The 16893-nt window shown below is 65.6% G+C and carries 14 protein-coding genes; 6 read left to right on the top strand and 8 right to left on the bottom strand.

Annotation, left to right across the window (positions count from 1 at the left end):
• Positions 1-106: 106 nt before the first annotated feature.
• Positions 107-1306, bottom strand: coding sequence for a Shedu anti-phage system protein SduA domain-containing protein (locus tag SAM23877_RS19220; protein WP_053134647.1), 1200 nt, complete (start codon positions 1304-1306; stop codon positions 107-109).
• Between the two features lie 334 nt (positions 1307-1640).
• Between SAM23877_RS19220 and SAM23877_RS19215 the strand changes: the two genes are divergently transcribed.
• Complete coding sequence (locus SAM23877_RS19215; protein ID WP_053134644.1) at positions 1641-2201, top strand: GIY-YIG nuclease family protein; 561 nt, start codon at positions 1641-1643, stop codon at positions 2199-2201.
• Positions 2202-2288: 87 nt separating this feature from the next.
• Here SAM23877_RS19215 and SAM23877_RS19210 read toward each other — a convergent pair whose 3' ends face one another.
• The 7 genes from SAM23877_RS19210 to SAM23877_RS19180 all read right to left on the bottom strand — a co-directional run bounded on the left by SAM23877_RS19210 (position 2289) and on the right by SAM23877_RS19180 (position 9444).
• On the bottom strand, positions 2289-3284 hold the full coding sequence (locus SAM23877_RS19210) for a hypothetical protein (RefSeq protein WP_174532233.1): 996 nt from the start codon (positions 3282-3284) through the stop codon (positions 2289-2291).
• Positions 3278-4300 carry a glycosyltransferase family protein gene (locus SAM23877_RS19205; RefSeq protein ID WP_053134641.1) on the bottom strand — a complete coding sequence of 341 codons (1023 nt, stop codon included), beginning with the start codon at positions 4298-4300 and terminating at the stop codon, positions 3278-3280. Before SAM23877_RS19205 ends, SAM23877_RS19210 begins: the two co-directional genes overlap by 7 nt.
• Position 4301: 1 nt before the next feature.
• Complete coding sequence (serS, locus tag SAM23877_RS19200) at positions 4302-5594, bottom strand: serine--tRNA ligase (RefSeq protein ID WP_053134638.1); 1293 nt, start codon at positions 5592-5594, stop codon at positions 4302-4304.
• A complete protein-coding gene (locus SAM23877_RS19195) occupies positions 5587-6297 on the bottom strand; it encodes a histidine phosphatase family protein (RefSeq protein WP_053134635.1) in 711 nt (236 codons plus the stop codon). Before SAM23877_RS19195 ends, serS begins: the two co-directional genes overlap by 8 nt.
• Positions 6294-7220 carry a phosphotransferase gene (locus SAM23877_RS19190; RefSeq protein WP_053134632.1) on the bottom strand — a complete coding sequence of 309 codons (927 nt, stop codon included), beginning with the start codon at positions 7218-7220 and terminating at the stop codon, positions 6294-6296. The genes SAM23877_RS19195 and SAM23877_RS19190 overlap by 4 nt, the downstream gene beginning before the upstream one ends.
• A complete protein-coding gene (locus SAM23877_RS19185; RefSeq protein ID WP_053134629.1) occupies positions 7220-8470 on the bottom strand; it encodes a methionine adenosyltransferase in 1251 nt (416 codons plus the stop codon). The genes SAM23877_RS19190 and SAM23877_RS19185 overlap by 1 nt, the downstream gene beginning before the upstream one ends.
• Positions 8471-8550: 80 nt before the next feature.
• Positions 8551-9444 (bottom strand): phosphotransferase, encoded by an 894-nt coding sequence (locus tag SAM23877_RS19180; RefSeq protein ID WP_053142638.1) that lies wholly within the window; start codon positions 9442-9444, stop codon positions 8551-8553.
• A gap of 215 nt (positions 9445-9659) precedes the next feature.
• Between SAM23877_RS19180 and SAM23877_RS19175 the strand changes: the two genes are divergently transcribed.
• The 5 genes from SAM23877_RS19175 (at position 9660) to SAM23877_RS19155 (ending at position 16835) form a co-directional block, all read left to right on the top strand.
• The gene (locus tag SAM23877_RS19175; protein WP_053134626.1) at positions 9660-10880 is read left to right on the top strand and encodes a helix-turn-helix domain-containing protein; all 1221 of its coding nucleotides are present in this window, start codon (positions 9660-9662) and stop codon (positions 10878-10880) included.
• A gap of 10 nt (positions 10881-10890) precedes the next feature.
• Positions 10891-11373 (top strand): NUDIX domain-containing protein, encoded by a 483-nt coding sequence (locus SAM23877_RS19170; RefSeq protein ID WP_053134613.1) that lies wholly within the window; start codon positions 10891-10893, stop codon positions 11371-11373.
• A 206-nt stretch (positions 11374-11579) separates the two neighbouring features.
• Positions 11580-13010, top strand: coding sequence for an ATP-binding protein (locus tag SAM23877_RS19165; protein WP_159041989.1), 1431 nt, complete (start codon positions 11580-11582; stop codon positions 13008-13010).
• Positions 12994-15714, top strand: a complete 2721-nt coding sequence (locus SAM23877_RS19160; protein ID WP_053134607.1) for a Z1 domain-containing protein — start codon at positions 12994-12996, stop codon at positions 15712-15714. Before SAM23877_RS19165 ends, SAM23877_RS19160 begins: the two co-directional genes overlap by 17 nt.
• Complete coding sequence (locus SAM23877_RS19155) at positions 15711-16835, top strand: PD-(D/E)XK motif protein (RefSeq protein WP_079030302.1); 1125 nt, start codon at positions 15711-15713, stop codon at positions 16833-16835. Before SAM23877_RS19160 ends, SAM23877_RS19155 begins: the two co-directional genes overlap by 4 nt.
• Positions 16836-16893: the final 58 nt, after the last annotated feature.

The following is a 16893-nucleotide window of genomic DNA, read 5'->3' as shown; positions in this document are numbered from 1 at the left end:
GAGGCCGGGCCGTCATGTTTCCCGCCCCGGCATATCCATACGTGGGTGGCGGTAGCTTGCGCCCCTGCTTGGATGATGGAAGGGCCCGAGGGTGTCCGCGGCGACGTCACCAGTCCAGGTCAAGGTCTCCGGTTTCCTCGTCGAGCAGGCCCCGGGCCATAGAGTCGGCGCGACGGGCGGCGCGTAGGAGCCAGTCATACGTCCGGACCTCGATCCGGTCATTGGCGGACCGGCCATCCCGGATCTCGCGGGCTCTGTCCGTCCCGTCCTCCCGTCCCATAATGATGAGTCCGCGTGCGTCCATGGTGATGCCTGGGAGCTTTTCCCGGGCGGCCAGGAGATTGGTCTTCAGCCACTCTCGCCAGTCCTGGATCTGTTCGATGGCATGGCGCAGTGTGGGAGATTCGCGTCGGTTTCCAGCGTTGGTGATCCGCGCTGTGGGGCATTCGAGTTCGACGAGGTGCCAGCGCATCCCTGCCGAGGTCTCACTGGCGATGAGGAAGTCCGAGACGTACTGGTCGCCCAGACGAACCTGCGGTCGGACCCATACCCCGTGGTTGCCCGTGATCATGTTGGCAAGGAGTGCTGGGTGGTTCTCCAGAACAACCTGCATCGGCCGTTCCTCGGTGGCGCTGTCCAGGGCCTCTTGGAGAGCTCGACAGTCCGCCAGCGAGGAGCGACGTGGGACCTTCCAGTTGTCAAGCAGCGCGAGCTCTCGTTTGGTGACACGCTCAGGGTGCTGGTCCTCGGCGGCGACCTCCTCACGAGCCCTGGTGAGAAGTTCGCCATGGTCGGCGTCGCTGACCTTCGCGACGCGCTTGACGGTGTGGGGCCACGCTCTTCTGCCGAGACCACCGCGGAAGTTCAGCTGGCCGCTGAGGCTGATCGAGCTGATCTGCCCGTACCGGTCCTCCTCGGGCTTTCTTCTCCTCACGGTGATCGCGATATCACCCACCTCGGGGCGTAAGCGTTCGAGGTGGTGGACCGTTCGCCGTGCCCAGGCGACTTCGAGCCACGCGTCCAGAAGATCCCGGCTGCCTATCTCTTCGAGGACTGGGACGTGCAGGTTCGTCTCCGTTGCTACGCGGGCGAGATAGTCGTACTCCGGCTCGTCGATCGGCGGGTGCTCTCGCAGGCGCAGCGGTTTTGCTAGGTGAGCGCGGAGCAGGGCGGCAGCGACTGGGGTGGGTGTGCCCGGCGCCAGGGGAAACTTCAATTCGTCGGCGATGGCATGCTGCTCTGCGGTCGGTCCGGCGTACAGATGGCCAAGCGCATCCGCGACCAGCTGCCAATTGGTCTCAGTCACCGATGTTGTCCTTCGTGCCGAACGGTTGGGCCTGGTCTTGTTCGTCGCGCCCCACGAGTGCTCACGCTGCACGACTAGGTTCACTGTCATACACAGCCGAAGCGGCTGGGTTCGCTGTCAGACGCCCGAATGGGTGACAGGGGGCAACTGTCCCTCGACAGCAAAGTCAGTCGTGTGCAATGCGCTGATCTCGGGTCACCTGGGTTGGATGGTCAACGGGAGGCCGATCTGCCCATCTGAAGCCAGTGGTGGCCGGAGACCTCGGCAGGGACTTTACGGATCGCTCGCGGGTGCCGGACGGCGATGTCGCTGGCGCCGGGTAGCCTCCCGAAGCATGCCGATACCCCTGCACGTCCTGGCACTGCACGCGATCAAGGACGTCGTCACTGTCACCACCGGTGAGCTTGAGTGGTCATGTTCCGACCCGCTCGACCCGGATGCCCGTGCCCAGCTGCCCTGGGGGCCAGGCGTGTACGTATGGTCGTCGCGGCTGACCCACCAGGTGCTATACATCGGGAAGGCGTCGGGGAAGAACGGCCTGCGCAGTCGGCTCAGCGCGCAGGAGCTGCGCTGGGTGCGCGAGGGCCACGAGGCGGTCGAAGCCGGGGCAGACGAGGCATATATGGCGGACCACTGGGAGTCGTTCAGCCGTGTGATGGTCGCCCGTGACGCCGTGGTGTGGTGGGCTCCGACCGCGGATGCAGCGGCAGCCCGGCAGTGGGAGCGCAACCTGCTTCAACGGGCGATACGGGAGACCACCACGGTGCCGATCGTCAACGGCGGTGCTTGGTGGAACCGTTCCGCGTTCTGGGCTGCTGCCCGTTCCTGGGCGCAAGCGGCCGCAGGCCGGGCCGCCGCGCGCCGCAGAGCCGACGACCTGGCACAGGCGGCCTGATCACAGTCGCGCTCTCTCGACGACGGCCGAGTTCGCTGTCATATGCCTCGCTTGGATGACAGGAGACGCGAACCGACGCAGGGTGCCCTAGAGGCGCATCTCTTCCTCGATTGCACGGGCGATCTCAGGCCACGGTGCCCGCAGCACACCAACGAGCGACCAGTAGCGATACATGTCCCGGACCAGAGCCCCGACGCCAAGACGTGCGGCATCTCGGTCGATGGTGCCTATGACACGCCGGGTGATTCCTCCCGCTCCTCGGGCAGCTGGGGTGATCCCGTGTCCGAGGAGGAGCGTGGCCGTACGGATGGCATCCAGCGTGGCCGGCGGCGCAGTCCCGGTGAAGCTGCCGTAGATCAATTGGTGCCAGCGCTCCTGGGTGCGAGCCCAAGCCAGGCGTTCCAGTCCGCTGCCGAGGTCTACGGCTATCCGGCCTGGGTGTTCGGTGTTCCACAGGAGGACGATGTCGCCGAGGGTGCGGTCCAGATGGCGGAAGCGCAGCGTGATCCCCTCCACCTGACGCCGGCGCCACGAGGACAGATCGCCGTTGATACTCAGGTGCCGCGCGTGGAAGCCGAGTTGGGAAAGGACTGCCAGCCAGCCATCGAGAATGGCGCCGTACTCGTCCAGGCTGCCTATGGGTTGGACCCTGGATACGTTGACAAAGGAGGTCAGGAAGCCGTCCTTCAAGTGGCCGGTGGCGTCGCGCTGGCCTGTGAAGCGGACGACTGGCTGGGGAAGGAACCCGCTGCGGTGCGTGCGCAGTTGGCCGTCTTTGAGAAGTGGGTCAAGTGCTTGGACCGCGGAGATGGTCAGTTCGGTCTCCCGCCCCCAGCGGAGGGGAAGGCAGGCATCGCGTGGGGCCCCAACTCGCGCGAAGCCAGTCTCCAGAGAGGCCAGCAGCTCCCTCCATGAGGGCGGTTTGCGCGGTGGCCTGTAGGGGGTATCACGGTTCGGGTGGCGGACCTGGATGTGACGGCCGTCGGCCGTGAACTCCCAGTGGCGGCCTAAGGCAGCACGCAGAACGACGGGTATCTGCCGGGCCAAGTCTTCCCCGAGCATGCGGTTCGCGCAGGTCAGCACGGTCGCGTCGCCATCGTCTGGAAATGGCGGACCGGGTCGAAGCGCTGCATCCCAATGGCCTGGACCCGGCGGTGGTCGAGGTCTTCCGCCTGCTGGATCGAGTCGGCGAGCCTTTGCGCCGCCGTCTCATCGTCCTCCAGCGGGTCGACGACGGCGACCCCACCGGTCTCGTTGCACAGGGCCGCCTGGGCGCATGTCCCTTCCCGCCAGGTCAGAGCCGCCATTGGGGTGCCACCACGAAGAGATTCACCGAAGACAGCGGCACCGGCCTCCACGTACGCACGGGCGTACGTATAGACGAAGACAGACGCCTCGGCGATTGCGGCCGTCTTGGCGGTGCCGCCGAGTTCCCCGACCCACTCCACGTGTTCAGCGCCGAAGAGGTCCTCGTGGCGGCGCACATATTCCTTGTCGAAGACCGGACCAACGATTCGGATCCGGCGGCCAAGGATCTGTGCCGCCCGCACGGCGATGTGCGGGACCTTGTCCTCGTCGATCCGGCCGAGCCAGACGAGGTCGGTGCCAGCGGTGGCTGGAGGCTCCTCCTCGCGGAGGCCGAGGTGAACGGCGAGCTCGGGGATCGGCCGGTGGCCGGCGTAGCGCTCAATCATCTCGGGCGAGTAGCAGTAGAGCCGCGACCGCCGACCGTCGAAGGCAGCGTTGGTGTGTTGGAAGACCGGCGAGTGCTGAAACGTGGCGACGTCGCAGTCCAGCTCGCTCCACGTGCGGGTCCAGGCCGGAAGCGAGGGGTACTCGTGGCCCACGACCAGGAGGTCGTACGCACTGTCGCGCAGCTCGCGCTCGACGAGCGATCCGGCGGTGATGTCCTCTAGGCGGACCGGCCGACGGACCCAGTCGTTCTCCAGATCCGTGAGCCAGCCCGGCCCAAGAAGGTGTACGTCGGCGCCTGCGGCTCGGGCGCCTACGGCGACCGCCCACAGCCATCGTTCGATCCCGCCGTAGCCGGCGGGTGGGAAGGCGTAGCTACCAGGGAAGTCGCAGACGCCGACGAGCACGTTATGCCTCCGGTGTTCCGTCCGCCGAGATACGGCGGAAGCCGAGGTACGGGATGAGCGATTCGGGCAGGACGATGGAGCCGTCCTGTTGCTGGCACTGCTCGAGGAGAGCGGCCAGGGTGCGGCCGACGGGGAGGCCGGAGCCGTTGAGTGTGGCGACGAGCTTGGGCTTGCCGCCCTCACCGCGGGTCCGGATGTTCGCCCGGCGGGCCTGGAAGGTGCCGAAGTTGGAGACCGAGGAGATCTCTCGGTACGTGTTCTGGCTCGGGATCCAGACTTCGATGTCGTACGTGAGCTGGGCGGAGAAGCCAGTGTCACCGGCAGCCAGCTTGACGACGCGGTAGGCGAGGCCGAGTTCCTTCAGGCACGCCTCAGCGTGGCCGACCATCGTCTCCAGCGTGGCGTCCGCGTCCGCCGGGTCGACCATCTGGACGATCTCGACCTTGGCGAACTGATGCTGACGGATCAGCCCCCGGGTGTCGCGGCCGTACGAGCCCGCTTCGGACCGGAAGCACGGCGTGTGCGCGGTGAGCGCCAGCGGCAGCTCGGCCGGAGGGATGATCTCGTCGGCGTAGAGGTTGGTCAGCGGCACCTCGGCCGTCGGGATCAGGAACAGCTCGCGGTCGGCGACGCCGGTCTTGAACAGGTCCTCCTCGAACTTCGGCAGCTGCCCCGTGCCGGTCATCGTCTTGCGGGTGACCAGGTACGGGACCGCGTGCTCGACGTACCCGTGCCGACGGGTGTGCAGGTCGAGGAAGAGCGTGGCCAGGGCACGTTCCAGCGCTGCTCCGGCGCCACGCGAGACCGCGAAGCGCGGGCCGGACAGCTTCGTCGCCCGAGCGAAGTCGAGGATGCCGATGGCCTCACCGAGGTCGACGTGGTCCTTCGGCTCGAACGGGAAAGCCGGAGGAGTGCCGACCCGCCGGATCTCGACCGCGAAGTCCTCGGAGTCGCCGTCCGGGGCCGCGTCGTCCGGCAGGTTCGGGATGCTGAGGAGGAGGTCGCGGAGCTGTTCCTCGACCTGCACCTGCCCGGCCTCGATGTCCCGGATCTGGTCCTTGAGCTCGCGGGCGCGCTCCTTCAGCTTGGAGATGTCGCCGCCCTGTTTGGCCGTCTGCTGGACCTCACTCGCCACCCGCTTGGACTCAGCCCGCAGCTCGTCGGCCGAGCGGATGTTCTGGTTGCGCCGAGACTGGAGGGACTCCAGCTCGGACAGGTCCAGAGAGTAACCGCGACGAGCGAGCCGACGAACCGCTTCGGCACCCATTTCGATTAGGGCGCGGGCATCATGCATGAGGAAGATCCTTTTGATCCGGCTGGTGGGATACGGAATCGACCGTAGCAACCGCCGAGCCCTCACCGATCCCGAATATGTCCGCGCCACCGCGGTCGGCGCGACCTCCGGGAACGTCCGTGTCGAGATCACTCATCAGCGCCGTGATCCAGTCCGGCAGCTCGTCGTCGGGTATGGCGATCGACTCGACGTACGGCGCCTCAGGGAAGAAGAGCGGCATGGCCTCCTTCGGAGATCGGTTCTGATGCCAGAGGAGCACGGAGGCCAAAAGGCCGTGGCCTACGAGAATGCGGGGTCCGGGGCGCTCCAGCGTGGCGAGCAATCCGGTGAGCATCCTCCGGATGCCGTCGCGCTGGGACTCGGTGCCGCCCGCAGGCCGCTCGTTCGGGCCCTGGCCGTCAAGCCATACCGCGTACTCCAGGAACGGGCGACCCTCGAACTCTCCGTAGTCGAGTTCGTTCAGCCGAGTGTCTATGACCAGCTCCGCCGCCGGTACACCCATCAGCAGCGAAGCCGTCTGATGGGCACGCGGGAACTCGCTGGTCAGCCACGTCCGCACGGTGTGGAGGGGGAGGGTGGACCAACCCAGGCCCAGCGATTGCCGCCCCTCCTCGGTCAGGTGGATGGGCTGGGACGGGTCGCCGTTGACGAGGTACCGCTTGCTGTAGTTCGTCTGGCCGTGGCGGAGGACGTAGGTGGTCACGAGTCCCTCCTCGGGGTCGACGCGGAAAGGCCGGCGAGCACTTCCGCCATCTGCGGTGCTCTCGGGTCCCCCGCCTCCAGGTAGTAGAGGAGTCCGTCGAGGGCCAGCGCTCTGCACCACGGCGCGAGTACGGGAATGGGGATCCCCGAGATTCGGGCGGCAGCGGCCAGCCGCCCGTCGGTCCCGTGCCCAAGGTCGTAGTAGACGGTCCAGAAGGCCCAGTCGAATGCCGCGTCGCCGAGCATGGGCAGCGGATCGAGCAGGCGAGGGTGCCCCAGCCAGTCGAATGGCACGTTCTCCCGATACAAGTCCGCGTGCAGGACAGTCGTCCTGCCTGCGTCTTCCCTCAGTCCGGCGAGCGCAGGGAGCGCGGTGTCGACGAGCAGACGCCATGCATCGAGCTCGAGCGTCTCCATCCGTCGCCGGATCCGCGGCAGCATCTCCGCACCGAGGTGGTCGGCGAGCAGCGGGAAGCTGTTCGGTCGCCTTCGGCGCTGGCCGAGGGTGTGCAGCCCCTGAAGGGCAGCCGCCACCAGCTGAACCTCGCGCTCTGGCCGCTCGGCGCCACCAGGGCGCCCTCCCACCAGCTCCAGGGCGGCCACCGCCAGGTCGTCAGCGGCCTCGATGACGTCCGCCGTCGGTCCGCCAGCCCACAGCCGCAGTGCACTCACTTCGTGGCGATACCGGGTGGGGTCGGTCCATGCCTTGAGGAGTAGCGGACGCTCGTCGAGGGCGGTCGCTGTCGCGATCACCGAGGCGTGTCCGGCGTCGTGGTAGTCACCGAGGGACAACTGCCAGCGTTCGGCGGCCTGCTCCAGCAGGGCCGGCGCTGCGTCCAGCCACGCCTGGGCTTCCGGCCCGTAATGCGCGAGTAGTCGCTGCCGGCACCCTGCGGGAACCTCTCCGAGCGTCCGCGTCGCCATCAGCTCAGCACGATCCCGTCGGAGACCAGCTCGTCCGTCAGGGCCGGGAACTCGCCGAGAGCCTCGGTGACCAGGGCCTGTACCTTGTCCACCTCGGCGTCGGGAGAGGACAGGCGGACGAGGATGCGCCAGGGCTGGTCGAGTCGCTGCCCGGTCGTGCTCACCAGGTGAACCTCGGCGTGCCCCTCGGTCGCCTCGTGGAGCCGGGTGGCGAGTCGCTGCGCGGCAACGTTGTACAGCTTGCCGACGTGGTAGACGGGGTTCTTGCCGTTGGCGCCCTCAAGGTTCATCGGCCGCAACGGTGTGATCAGCCCGTTGACCCGGTTTCCTCGCCCCACAACGCCTTCATCACCGGACTCGATCGAACTGCCGGTGTAGGTGAGGTACAGCTCGTCCTTCTCCGGAACGTCGCGAGCATTCAGCCGGAAGCGGGCCTCCGCTCCGGGCAACCGGAGTCCGGCGAGGCGGTGGCACTCGGCGAGGACCGTCTCCGCGTTGCGGACGTACTCCGCCCGGCTGGCGACGTGACGCGACTTCTGGGGGACGCACAGCACGATGTCGGCCTGGGCTCCGTCCCAGTAGCCCATGAGTTTGACGTCAGAGCCGCACCAGGCGTGGGCGAGCGTGAACGCGCTCTTCCCGGAGAAGTGGTCCACCAGTTCCCGTACGAACGACTCGAAGGGGTTTTCCGGCGCCCAGCCGGTGCCGAGGGACGTGTCGTTGGAGAGCCGTACCCGCCGCTCGCGGAGATCCTCGACGGAGCGCGGGTTGAACCAGCGGGTGCGGTCGGGCACCCCGGCGCCGGTGAGGACGGCACCCGGGCTCGAGTTGCTGGTGATGTTGAAGACGATGTCGAGGTGGTCCGAGACCTCGGGCAGTCGCTCGGCGAAGAACGCCTGGACCTCGGTCTCCACTATGTCCGTGACCGGTATCGGCTCGCCGCCGCACATGGGCGCGGCCCGCCCGTTGACCAGGACCCGCACCGGCGACGTCATCCGGCCGGCGCCGTACCGCACCTCGCTGGCTCCACCGAGGAGGGCGAGCTTGTCGAAGTTGTGGTGCAGTACGGCGCCGAAGTGCTGAACGGTGTGGCGGCTGTAGGCGCGGGACAACCGCTCGGCGAGATGGTCGGCCAGGGTGTCCGGATGGCCGAGGCCCTTGCGTTCCACGATGGTCGTCGCGTCCGGCTGAGCCATGCCGGTGTCGATGACGATGTGGATGTTGTCGATGGTCGTGCTCGTACGAGGCATCACGAACTCCCTTTCAGGGGTGGGTAGAAGGGGATGAGCGCAGGCGTCAGCACGCCTGGACGAGCGGCGGAGCGGAGGATTCAGCGAGGGACGTCGGCAGCGCGGAGGAGCTCGACCGTCTGAGCGAGCGACCGGTACGCGGAGGCAGCCTGTTCCTCCGCCGCGAGTCGATAGATGTCGTGGACAGTGACGAGGTCGATGTCGTGCGTCCGACGGCGATCGAGCCAAAGGAGCAGGCGCCAGGCAAGGACCGGCCCGCTGAACGGCAACCGGGTCAGGAGATCGACCGGGATGCGTCCGGGCGGCGTGCCCTCGTACAGCAGGTCGCGTACGAGGTGGAACACCACGTCGGTGTAGTCGAGTACGGCCGGTCCGCAGGCGCTCGCCTCCCAGTCGACGACGTGCAGGCGCTCACTCTCGATGAGGAGGTGCTCGGGCTTGAGATCACCATGCAGGCGAACCACCGGATGGGAATCGACCGGTTGGAGGGCCTCACTCAGCACCGCCCACCAGGGCAGCGACCGGCAGCGAGGAGAGAACTGATCGAGCAGGAACTGGTGCGGGGAAACGACACCGGCTCGCCGAGCTTCCCAGCCAGATCCGGGAGTGGCGTCGGCAACAGGCCGGTGCAGCCCGCGATTCACAGTCACGACGTAACCGATGTACTCCTCAATGGCTGAGTGCGTGCTCACCGAGCACGGCGTCCCATCCACCGCCTGAAATGCCGTCCAAGAACCGGCCCCATCGTTTCCCGTGGCCAGGACGGCCGGGACCGAGATACCCCACAGGGCAGCGCGCTCGACCGTCGCGACCTCGCGCTGGCGCCGGCCCTCGGGGTCGATGCCCACGTAGATCTTCAAAAAAGCACTGCCGTCCGTGGCGAACCGCGTTCTGGAGTACGGCTTGAGAGCTGCCGGGCCGAACGGGCCGAGACCCTGCTCGATCCACGGCTCTGCCGTCTTCGTGTTGCGCACCCTCCACACCTCCAGTCCGTATCAGCGAGCCGCGCCCAGCTCCCATGTGAGAAGCAGAACCGATCGCCAAAGCCAGCCGAAGCGAAGGGAGTTGACCACATCGCCCGGCGGCTTTTTCGATCTACTGCGACAGTAGGTACGGCACCCCGCAGCACCCCGGAAAATCCTTCCGGGGTCGATTCCGGCCATGAGGTGATGCTCAGGACATGCGAGGGATGACAGAGAACCTGACCATCGGCGAGCGCGTCGCCTGGTACCGGCGCCGACGCGGCCTCTCCCAAGAAGTCCTGGCCGGCCTTGTCGGGCGGACCACGGACTGGCTGAGCAAAGCGGAGAACAATCGGATCGAGCTTGACCGGCTCTCGGTGATCACCTCACTCGCTGAGGCCCTCGACGTCTCCCTCGGAGACCTGCTCGCTGAACCGACCTTCATGGAGTGGTCGAACGACAGCGGCCGCCGCACAGTGCCCGCTCTGCGCGAAGCGCTCATGGACTACAAGCAGCTCACGCCGCTGCTCGTACCTCCGCCCGATGACGAACCGCCCGCTCTGAAGGACCTTCGGGCCAACGTGAAGGAGATCCTCGACGCCTATCAGGCGTCTCGCTACGGTTTCGCCACGCGACGCCTTCCCCTCGTACTGGCCGATGCTCTCGCCGCATCCCGCGCGTACTCGGGGCGTGAGAGGGAGGAGGCTCATACCCTGCTCGCCCTGAGCTACCAAGGCGCGGCCATGGTGCTCGGCAAGGTCGGGGAGTCGGAGCTGGCATGGATCGCCGCCGACCGCGGCCTGGCGGCCGCGCAGCACAGCGGCCAGAGCGCGGTGACAGGCTCGCTCTTCCGGGCGGTCACACACTGCCTGCTAGCCACCGGGCGCTTCACCCCGGCGATCCAGCTGGTGAACGATGCGGCGGCCGTGATGCAGCCCGGCTTGGGCACCGCGAACGACGAATACCTCTCGGTCTACGGCACCCTCTTCCTCGCCGGCGCCATGGCGGCCGCCCGAGCGGAGGACCGCGCGACGACGCAGACCTTCCTCCGAGAAGCCGACGCAGCCGCGCAGCGGCTGGGCTCCGACGCCAACCACCTGTGGACGGCCTTCGGCCCGACCAACGTGGCCATCCACTGCGTCGCCACCGCCGGAGAGCTCGGAGACATCCAGATAGCCGCGGACCTCGGGCAACGCATCGACACCAGCGACCTGCCTGTGGAACGACGTGTGAGGCACAGCTTGGAAGTCGCCCGAGCACTCAGCGCCTGGAACCGAACCGACGAAGCCCTGGCCACCCTGCTGGAGGCCGAGCAGGCTGCCCCCGAGCAGGTGCGCCACCACTACCTGAGCCGGGAACTGGTCATCGGCTGGATCCGAGGTACCCGAGGTCGCCCGTCCCAGCCGGTGGCAGACCTGGCACGCAGGCTCGGCGTCGTCGGCGGTTAGAGTCCGTCCCGTGAGCGAGAACGAGCACGAAGCGAAGATGGCCCACCCGCGCATGGCAGCCGGCGCACTTTTCTTCGACGACGCCGACCGGGTCCTGCTTGTCGAGCCCTCGTACAAGGACTACCGCGACATCCCCGGCGGATATGTCGAGCACGGGGAGTCTCCCCGACAAGCCTGCGTCCGCGAAGTCCAAGAGGAGCTGGGCATCGAGCCCCACATCGGCCGCCTGCTCGTCGTGGACTGGGCGCCGAATCCAGGAGAGGGCGACAAGGTCCTCTACCTCTTCGACGGTGGCCGTCTCAGCGCGGACCAGCGCCAGCAGATCGCGCTGCAAGCCGACGAGCTCCGCAGCTACGACTTCCACCCCGCCGAGCGACTGCCAGAGCTCACTATTCCCCGCCTCGTACGCCGGATCACCGCCGGGTTCCAGGCCCGCGCAGCCGGCCTGACCGCCTACCTGGAACAAGGGATGCCGCCAGAAACTGGGGCTTGAGCAGGAGGCGCTTGGCCTTCTTAAACCCGCGAAGCATGGCCCCATGCCCATACTGCGCTCCGGGACTCCGCAGGAACTCATACGTACGAGTGACGACCTGAAGGGGCCGATCATTCTCCGTCTTCCCAGATGACCAGCGGTAGTACTTGTCGTCAATAACCGTTGGAGATGGCAGGATTGGGCAAGTTTCGAGTGGGGGGCCGTTCGTGGCTGTACGCAAGACCATCGAAGTGGTGCCGCGAGCGCGGCGCACGCTGACTTCGCTTCGCAACCTGGGTTACGACCTGCGTCACGCAGTGGCAGACATCGTCGACAACAGCGTTTCCGCAGACGCAACGACTGTGCACGTCACCGTGCACTTCGACGGCACGCGTTCCTGGATCCGCATCTCGGACAACGGGCGAGGCATGGACGCCGAAACGTTGAGCGAGGCGTTCCGCTACGGGAGCGACCGTGAGTACAACAGGACGGAGTTGGGGCGCTTCGGCTTCGGGCTCAAGTCGGCGTCCACTTCCCAGTGTCGAAAGCTGACCGTGCTGTCGCGTGCGGACATCCCCGGAGCCGCGCTGGAAGCCCGTCAGCTCGACCTCGACCACATCGACGAGGTGGACAACTGGGAGATCTTCGACCTCGCCCCTGACGAGTTGCCGGAGCCAACCCGGTCTGTTCTCGGTGAGGCTTCTGGCACGGTCGTCCTGTGGGATGGCCTCGACCGCGTTCTCCAGTATCAGGATCCGTTCGGAGGGTGGGCGAAGAAGCAGCTGATCGCTCACGCCGAGGACATCGACGAGCACTTGGGCATGGTGTTCCATCGCTTCCTTGCTGGAGAGGTTGCCGACCGGGAGCCGCTTCAAATCACGGTGAACGGGACTCCCGTGGAAGCATGGGACCCGTTCTGCCGTACTGAGCCGAGCACCTCAGCCCTGCAAGAGGAGGACATGGAGGTGCGCTCCCTAGACGGCAACGGGATTGTGCATCTGCGTCCCTTTGTACTCCCCAACCAGAACCACTTCTCCTCGCAGGCCGTATGGAAGCGGGCCTCGGGGCCCAAGGGATGGAATCGACAGCAAGGCTTCTACATCTACCGAGCCGATCGTCTGATCCAGTCCGGTGGCTGGTGTCGCCTCCGAGCCGTCGATGAGCACGCCAAACTCGTCCGTATATCGCTGGAGTTCTTCCCGGAGCTCGACAGTGCCTTCGGCGTCAACGTCGCCAAGGCTTCCGTCACGCTGCCCGAGGAGCTCCGCAAGGAGCTCACTCCGTTGGTAAAGACCTGGGGCAGGGTGGCTGACACTGCCTACCGCCAGAAGCAACGACCTCCGAGCCCGCCGCCTAGACGCCCCAAACCGTCAGGTGCCGCATCGGCCTCGCCAGCGCCGACCGTACTTCCATCCCCCAGCCAGTCCGATGCCAGCCGCGAGCAGGACTCGACTATCAGGCCCGCAACTTTCTCACCTGCGTTGGCAAATCACCGAGGTGCAGGCACAACTTCGCGGGTGCCGGACTCCGCTCCGCTGTCAGCGCGTGGAGCACTGGAAGCTGCCGCGAGTCAAGCCGGCGAGGGTGAGGCACTCAACCGGATCGTGTCGGCCCTGCGCACTATGTCCCCGGAGGTGGCTCATGACCTCGGTTGGTGACCGTATAGAGGGGCACCTCTTTGTCCTCAAGGCCATCATGGACAGGGACAAGCTGACCCTTGAGGAAAGCCTCTCCCGCTACCCCGGCCTCGTGCCGACGGACGACCACGACGCCGTTCGCCGCCACTGGGAACAGCATGAGCGGACCACGACCATCATCCGTACCGTGCGCCCAACCGAGCTCACCGCTACGGGAGGACCGCGGCCCTGGGCTGAGAACTGGAACTCCGCCGAGGGCTACTACTGGGCACGTCAGCGTCGCTTCCTCAGCCACGTACTGCGCCGTCAGGACTACGAGATCGACAGCGTCGACCTGGCGAGTGACCGAGTATTGGCCCACCTGGAGAACCCGCGACATCCGGAACCGTTCAGCGTGCGCGGCCTAGTCGTGGGTCACGTACAGAGCGGCAAGACGAGCAACTTCTCCGCCCTGATAGCCAAGGCGTCCGACGCCGGCTACAAGATCATCATCGTGCTTTCCGGGCTCCACAACACGCTGCGCCAGCAGACGCAGAGGCGCCTTCAGCGCGACCTCGGCCACGAAAACGTTCCGTTCCCCAAAGGCGTGGGACAAGGGGACCCGGAGAAGTACTGGACCTGGTTGACCCGGGACGACCTCGATGGCGACTTCGACCCAGGGGTCAATGTCGGACCTCTACAAGGGCAGAACCAGGTCATCCTGGTGGTAAAGAAGAACAAAACACGCCTGGACAGACTTCTTGACTGGCTCGAAAACAAGGTTCCTGAGCATGTACCGGTCCTTGTTGTCGACGACGAGGCCGACCAAGCGTCAGTGAACACGGGTGGCAACCGTCCCGATGACGAGCCAGTGTCCGAGGTCCTTGACCTCAGGGCAGCGGACTTCGACGGCGAGATGCCGGCAGACGACGAGCTGGACCCCAGCGCGATCAACCTTCGCATCCGGAGGCTGCTGCGTTGTTTCGCGCGGGTATCCTACGTTGCCTATACGGCGACCCCGTTCGCCAACATTCTCATCAACCCCAACGCGGAAGACCGCGAAGGTGGAGGCGACCTGTTCCCACGGGACTTCATCCTCACCCTGCCCCATCCTCCTGGCCAGAAATACGTCGGCTCTGACCGCCTGTTCGGCCGCGAGCAGCTCCCCGGCGAAGTCGGGCAGGTCGACGGGCTTGATGTAATTCGGATCGTTCCGGAACTTGAGGTGGAGCAGGTCATCCCTCCGAAGGGGAAGCGAAAACCTTACACTCCCGTGATCCCAAGCACTCTCAAAGCTGCTCTTATTGACTTCTTGCTGGCATCTGCTGGCCGGATGGCGCGGAACGGTGCCGATCAGCCTTGCACCATGCTTGTGCATATTGACATGCGCAAGGAAGCCCAAGACAAGCTCGCTGCCGAGATCACCGCCGAGCTCGGTCACATGCGACAACAGTGGCGCTATGACCGGGAAAACTTCCTGCCCGTGCTAAGTGATCGATGGGACACTGAGTTCCGTCCGCTCACCTCGTCGATGGACCTCGACAATGACGCGCCGTTCCAGAAGCTGGAGCAGCACTTGGACGCCCTGCTCACTCCAGGAGTAGAGGTCCGGATCCTGAACTCAAACCACGAAGACGAGCTCGACTTCGAGATCGAACCGGACCTCAAGGCCGTCTTGGTCGGAGGTAACAAGCTCTCCCGAGGCGTCACCGTCGAGGGACTCCTCGTCTCGTACTTCGTAAGACGCAGCCCCTACTACGACACGCTCCTGCAGATGGGGCGTTGGTTTGGATATCGAGGCGATTACGTCGACCTGACGCGCTTGTACAGCACCCAGCTGCTTGTCACGTGGTTCCATGACCTGGCCACGATCGAGGAGGAGCTTCGACGGCAGATCGAGCACTACGCTCGCCGGAAACTCACACCGTGGGACGCCGCCCCACGGATCCGTAGCCACGAGAAAATGCTGCCGACAGCCAAGAACAAGATGAAGGACACCTCACTCCAGCAGGAATCCTTCGACGGCAGGAAACTCCAGACCCTCCGCTTCCCGTTCGACGACCCCATGATTCTTGACCTGTGTAGTGAGAACCTCGGAACCACTCGCGCTCTACTGGGCTCCTTGGGAGCACCACACCGCGCAGACCCTGGGCGCCTAAACTGGGAAGGCGTCAGCCCCGAGGCTGTTGTTCGCTTTATCGAACTGTTCCGGTTCAGCGACCAGAGCGCTTTCGACGTGCCGTCCGTCGCGAGTTACATTCAGGCCCAGACCCAGCACAACGAACTTGTGTCCTGGCGGGTAATGGTCTCGTCTGCCCGCGTCCAGCATGACGAGCATCGTACGGTCGATTTGGGCATCTCGGGACATCCTGAGGTGACAATGATCCAACGCAGCAGGCTCGCGAAGGACCCCAGTTCACTTGGCGTGGTCACCGAGCCAGAGGACGAGCTGCAAGGACTCACCTCGGCCCAGATTGAAGAGGCTCGCAAGCTGCAAGAGTCAGGAGATTTCTCCACGCTTGGTGATGCGTTCAGGTCCCAGCGGTCGTCGCGAGAGGGATTACTCGTCCTCTACCCCGTCGATCCGAGCAGTGGAGTGGGCGCCAACGCGAAGAACCGACGAAGGCTGTTCGATGAGGGAATCGAGCGGCCCGAATGCGTCTTGGCATACGCGGTTTCTTTTCCCTACTCCACGAGCCCGAGGAGCCTTCCCTACGTGGTTGGACATAAGGCAGGGCGCCCGTGAACGCGGCTGAGCTAGAGAACCTGTGGAGTCAGATTCCGGATGCGCCAGCTCCTGGCCTGCTGTCTGCGGAAAAGCTGCCAGCCGATGATCTGTGGGCCGCGGTAGATGCCGACGGGCACTGTCATCTACTGCTACACGTGCCGCCAGGCACACAAGCACCGAGCACCCTCACAAAGGGCCTCCAAGTCCGGGTGGGCGAGCATCAAGTGGCAGGTCAACCGGTCAGCGACTATCTGGATGTTGCCTGCTTGGACGCCGCAGCAGTGACAACTTTCGCTGCCGTGGCCGCTGACATCATTCACCTCGCTGGAGCACTGCAGGGAGCGGAGAGGGCCGCCGCTGTGGGGGACGTCCTTGAGCGGTGGAAGTGGTTCTGGGAGGTGGACTCCAGCCGCCTCACCAGCAACGACGCATTGGCTCTCTTTGCGGAGCTGTGGTTTCTGGTGCGGTGGGCCGGCGTGACGCCGGCCCATATAGACGCTTGGACAGCGTCCGAGGGATCCCGCCACGACTTCCAATGGCCGAGCGCATCCGTCGAGGTCAAGGCCACCGCCCGTAGTGGCGACGCCGGCAGCGTCCACACGATCCGGAGCCTGGACCAACTCACAGCTCCGGAGACGGGGGAACTCTATCTCTTCAGCCTTCGCGTGACGCGAGACCAACTGGCCAACAACACGCTGCCCAAGCTCGTCGACAGGGTGGCGACGGACCTAGCGGACCACCCGGCCGCCCGAGAGCGATTCCTACAAAAGGTTGGAACGCGGGGTTACAGCCCAGTCCAACGTAAGACCCATGAGATTCCCTACCGAATTGTTGAGGAGTGCCTCTACCGGGTCACGGACGAATTCCCTCGCCTGACTCACGATTCCTTCCCCACTGGGTTGCCGGGCGGAGTCCTGCGAGTCTCGTACGACCTCGACTTGGCTGCTTGTGGATCGTGGCTTCTTTCCACCAATCCCAAAGACTGGTCACCCAGTCCCAGAAGCGTCCTGGCTCGCGAAGCGATCCCGACCTGGGTCGCCGCATGGAACACCATCCCAGCCCTACGTACGACGTCGACCGCAGCCGATCCTCGAACGCTCGCGTTCTTTGAACAGAATTCCTGGCTCAGAGACTACTGAGGTTGAACTCGTGGTGTCGTAGGTGCTGACGGCTCGTGGTCGGCTGCGGTATCACCGG

It is taken from the genome of Streptomyces ambofaciens ATCC 23877, from assembly GCF_001267885.1.
GTDB lineage: Bacteria > Actinomycetota > Actinomycetes > Streptomycetales > Streptomycetaceae > Streptomyces > Streptomyces ambofaciens.
Note: the sequence above shows the minus strand (reverse complement) of the source record. Positions and strands in the feature narration are given on the sequence as shown.

What these genes read in the sequence shown, in the direction of transcription:
- serS (WP_053134638.1), bottom strand. Translation starts at nt 5,594, where the DNA reads ATGCATGATGCCCGCGCCCTAATCGAAATGGGTGCCGAAGCGGTTCGT.
- SAM23877_RS19175 (WP_053134626.1), top strand. Translation starts at nt 9,660, where the DNA reads ATGACAGAGAACCTGACCATCGGCGAGCGCGTCGCCTGGTACCGGCGC.
- SAM23877_RS19190 (WP_053134632.1), bottom strand. Translation starts at nt 7,220, where the DNA reads ATGGCGACGCGGACGCTCGGAGAGGTTCCCGCAGGGTGCCGGCAGCGA.
- SAM23877_RS19215 (WP_053134644.1), top strand. Translation starts at nt 1,641, where the DNA reads ATGCCGATACCCCTGCACGTCCTGGCACTGCACGCGATCAAGGACGTC.
- SAM23877_RS19185 (WP_053134629.1), bottom strand. Translation starts at nt 8,470, where the DNA reads ATGCCTCGTACGAGCACGACCATCGACAACATCCACATCGTCATCGAC.
- SAM23877_RS19160 (WP_053134607.1), top strand. Translation starts at nt 12,994, where the DNA reads ATGACCTCGGTTGGTGACCGTATAGAGGGGCACCTCTTTGTCCTCAAG.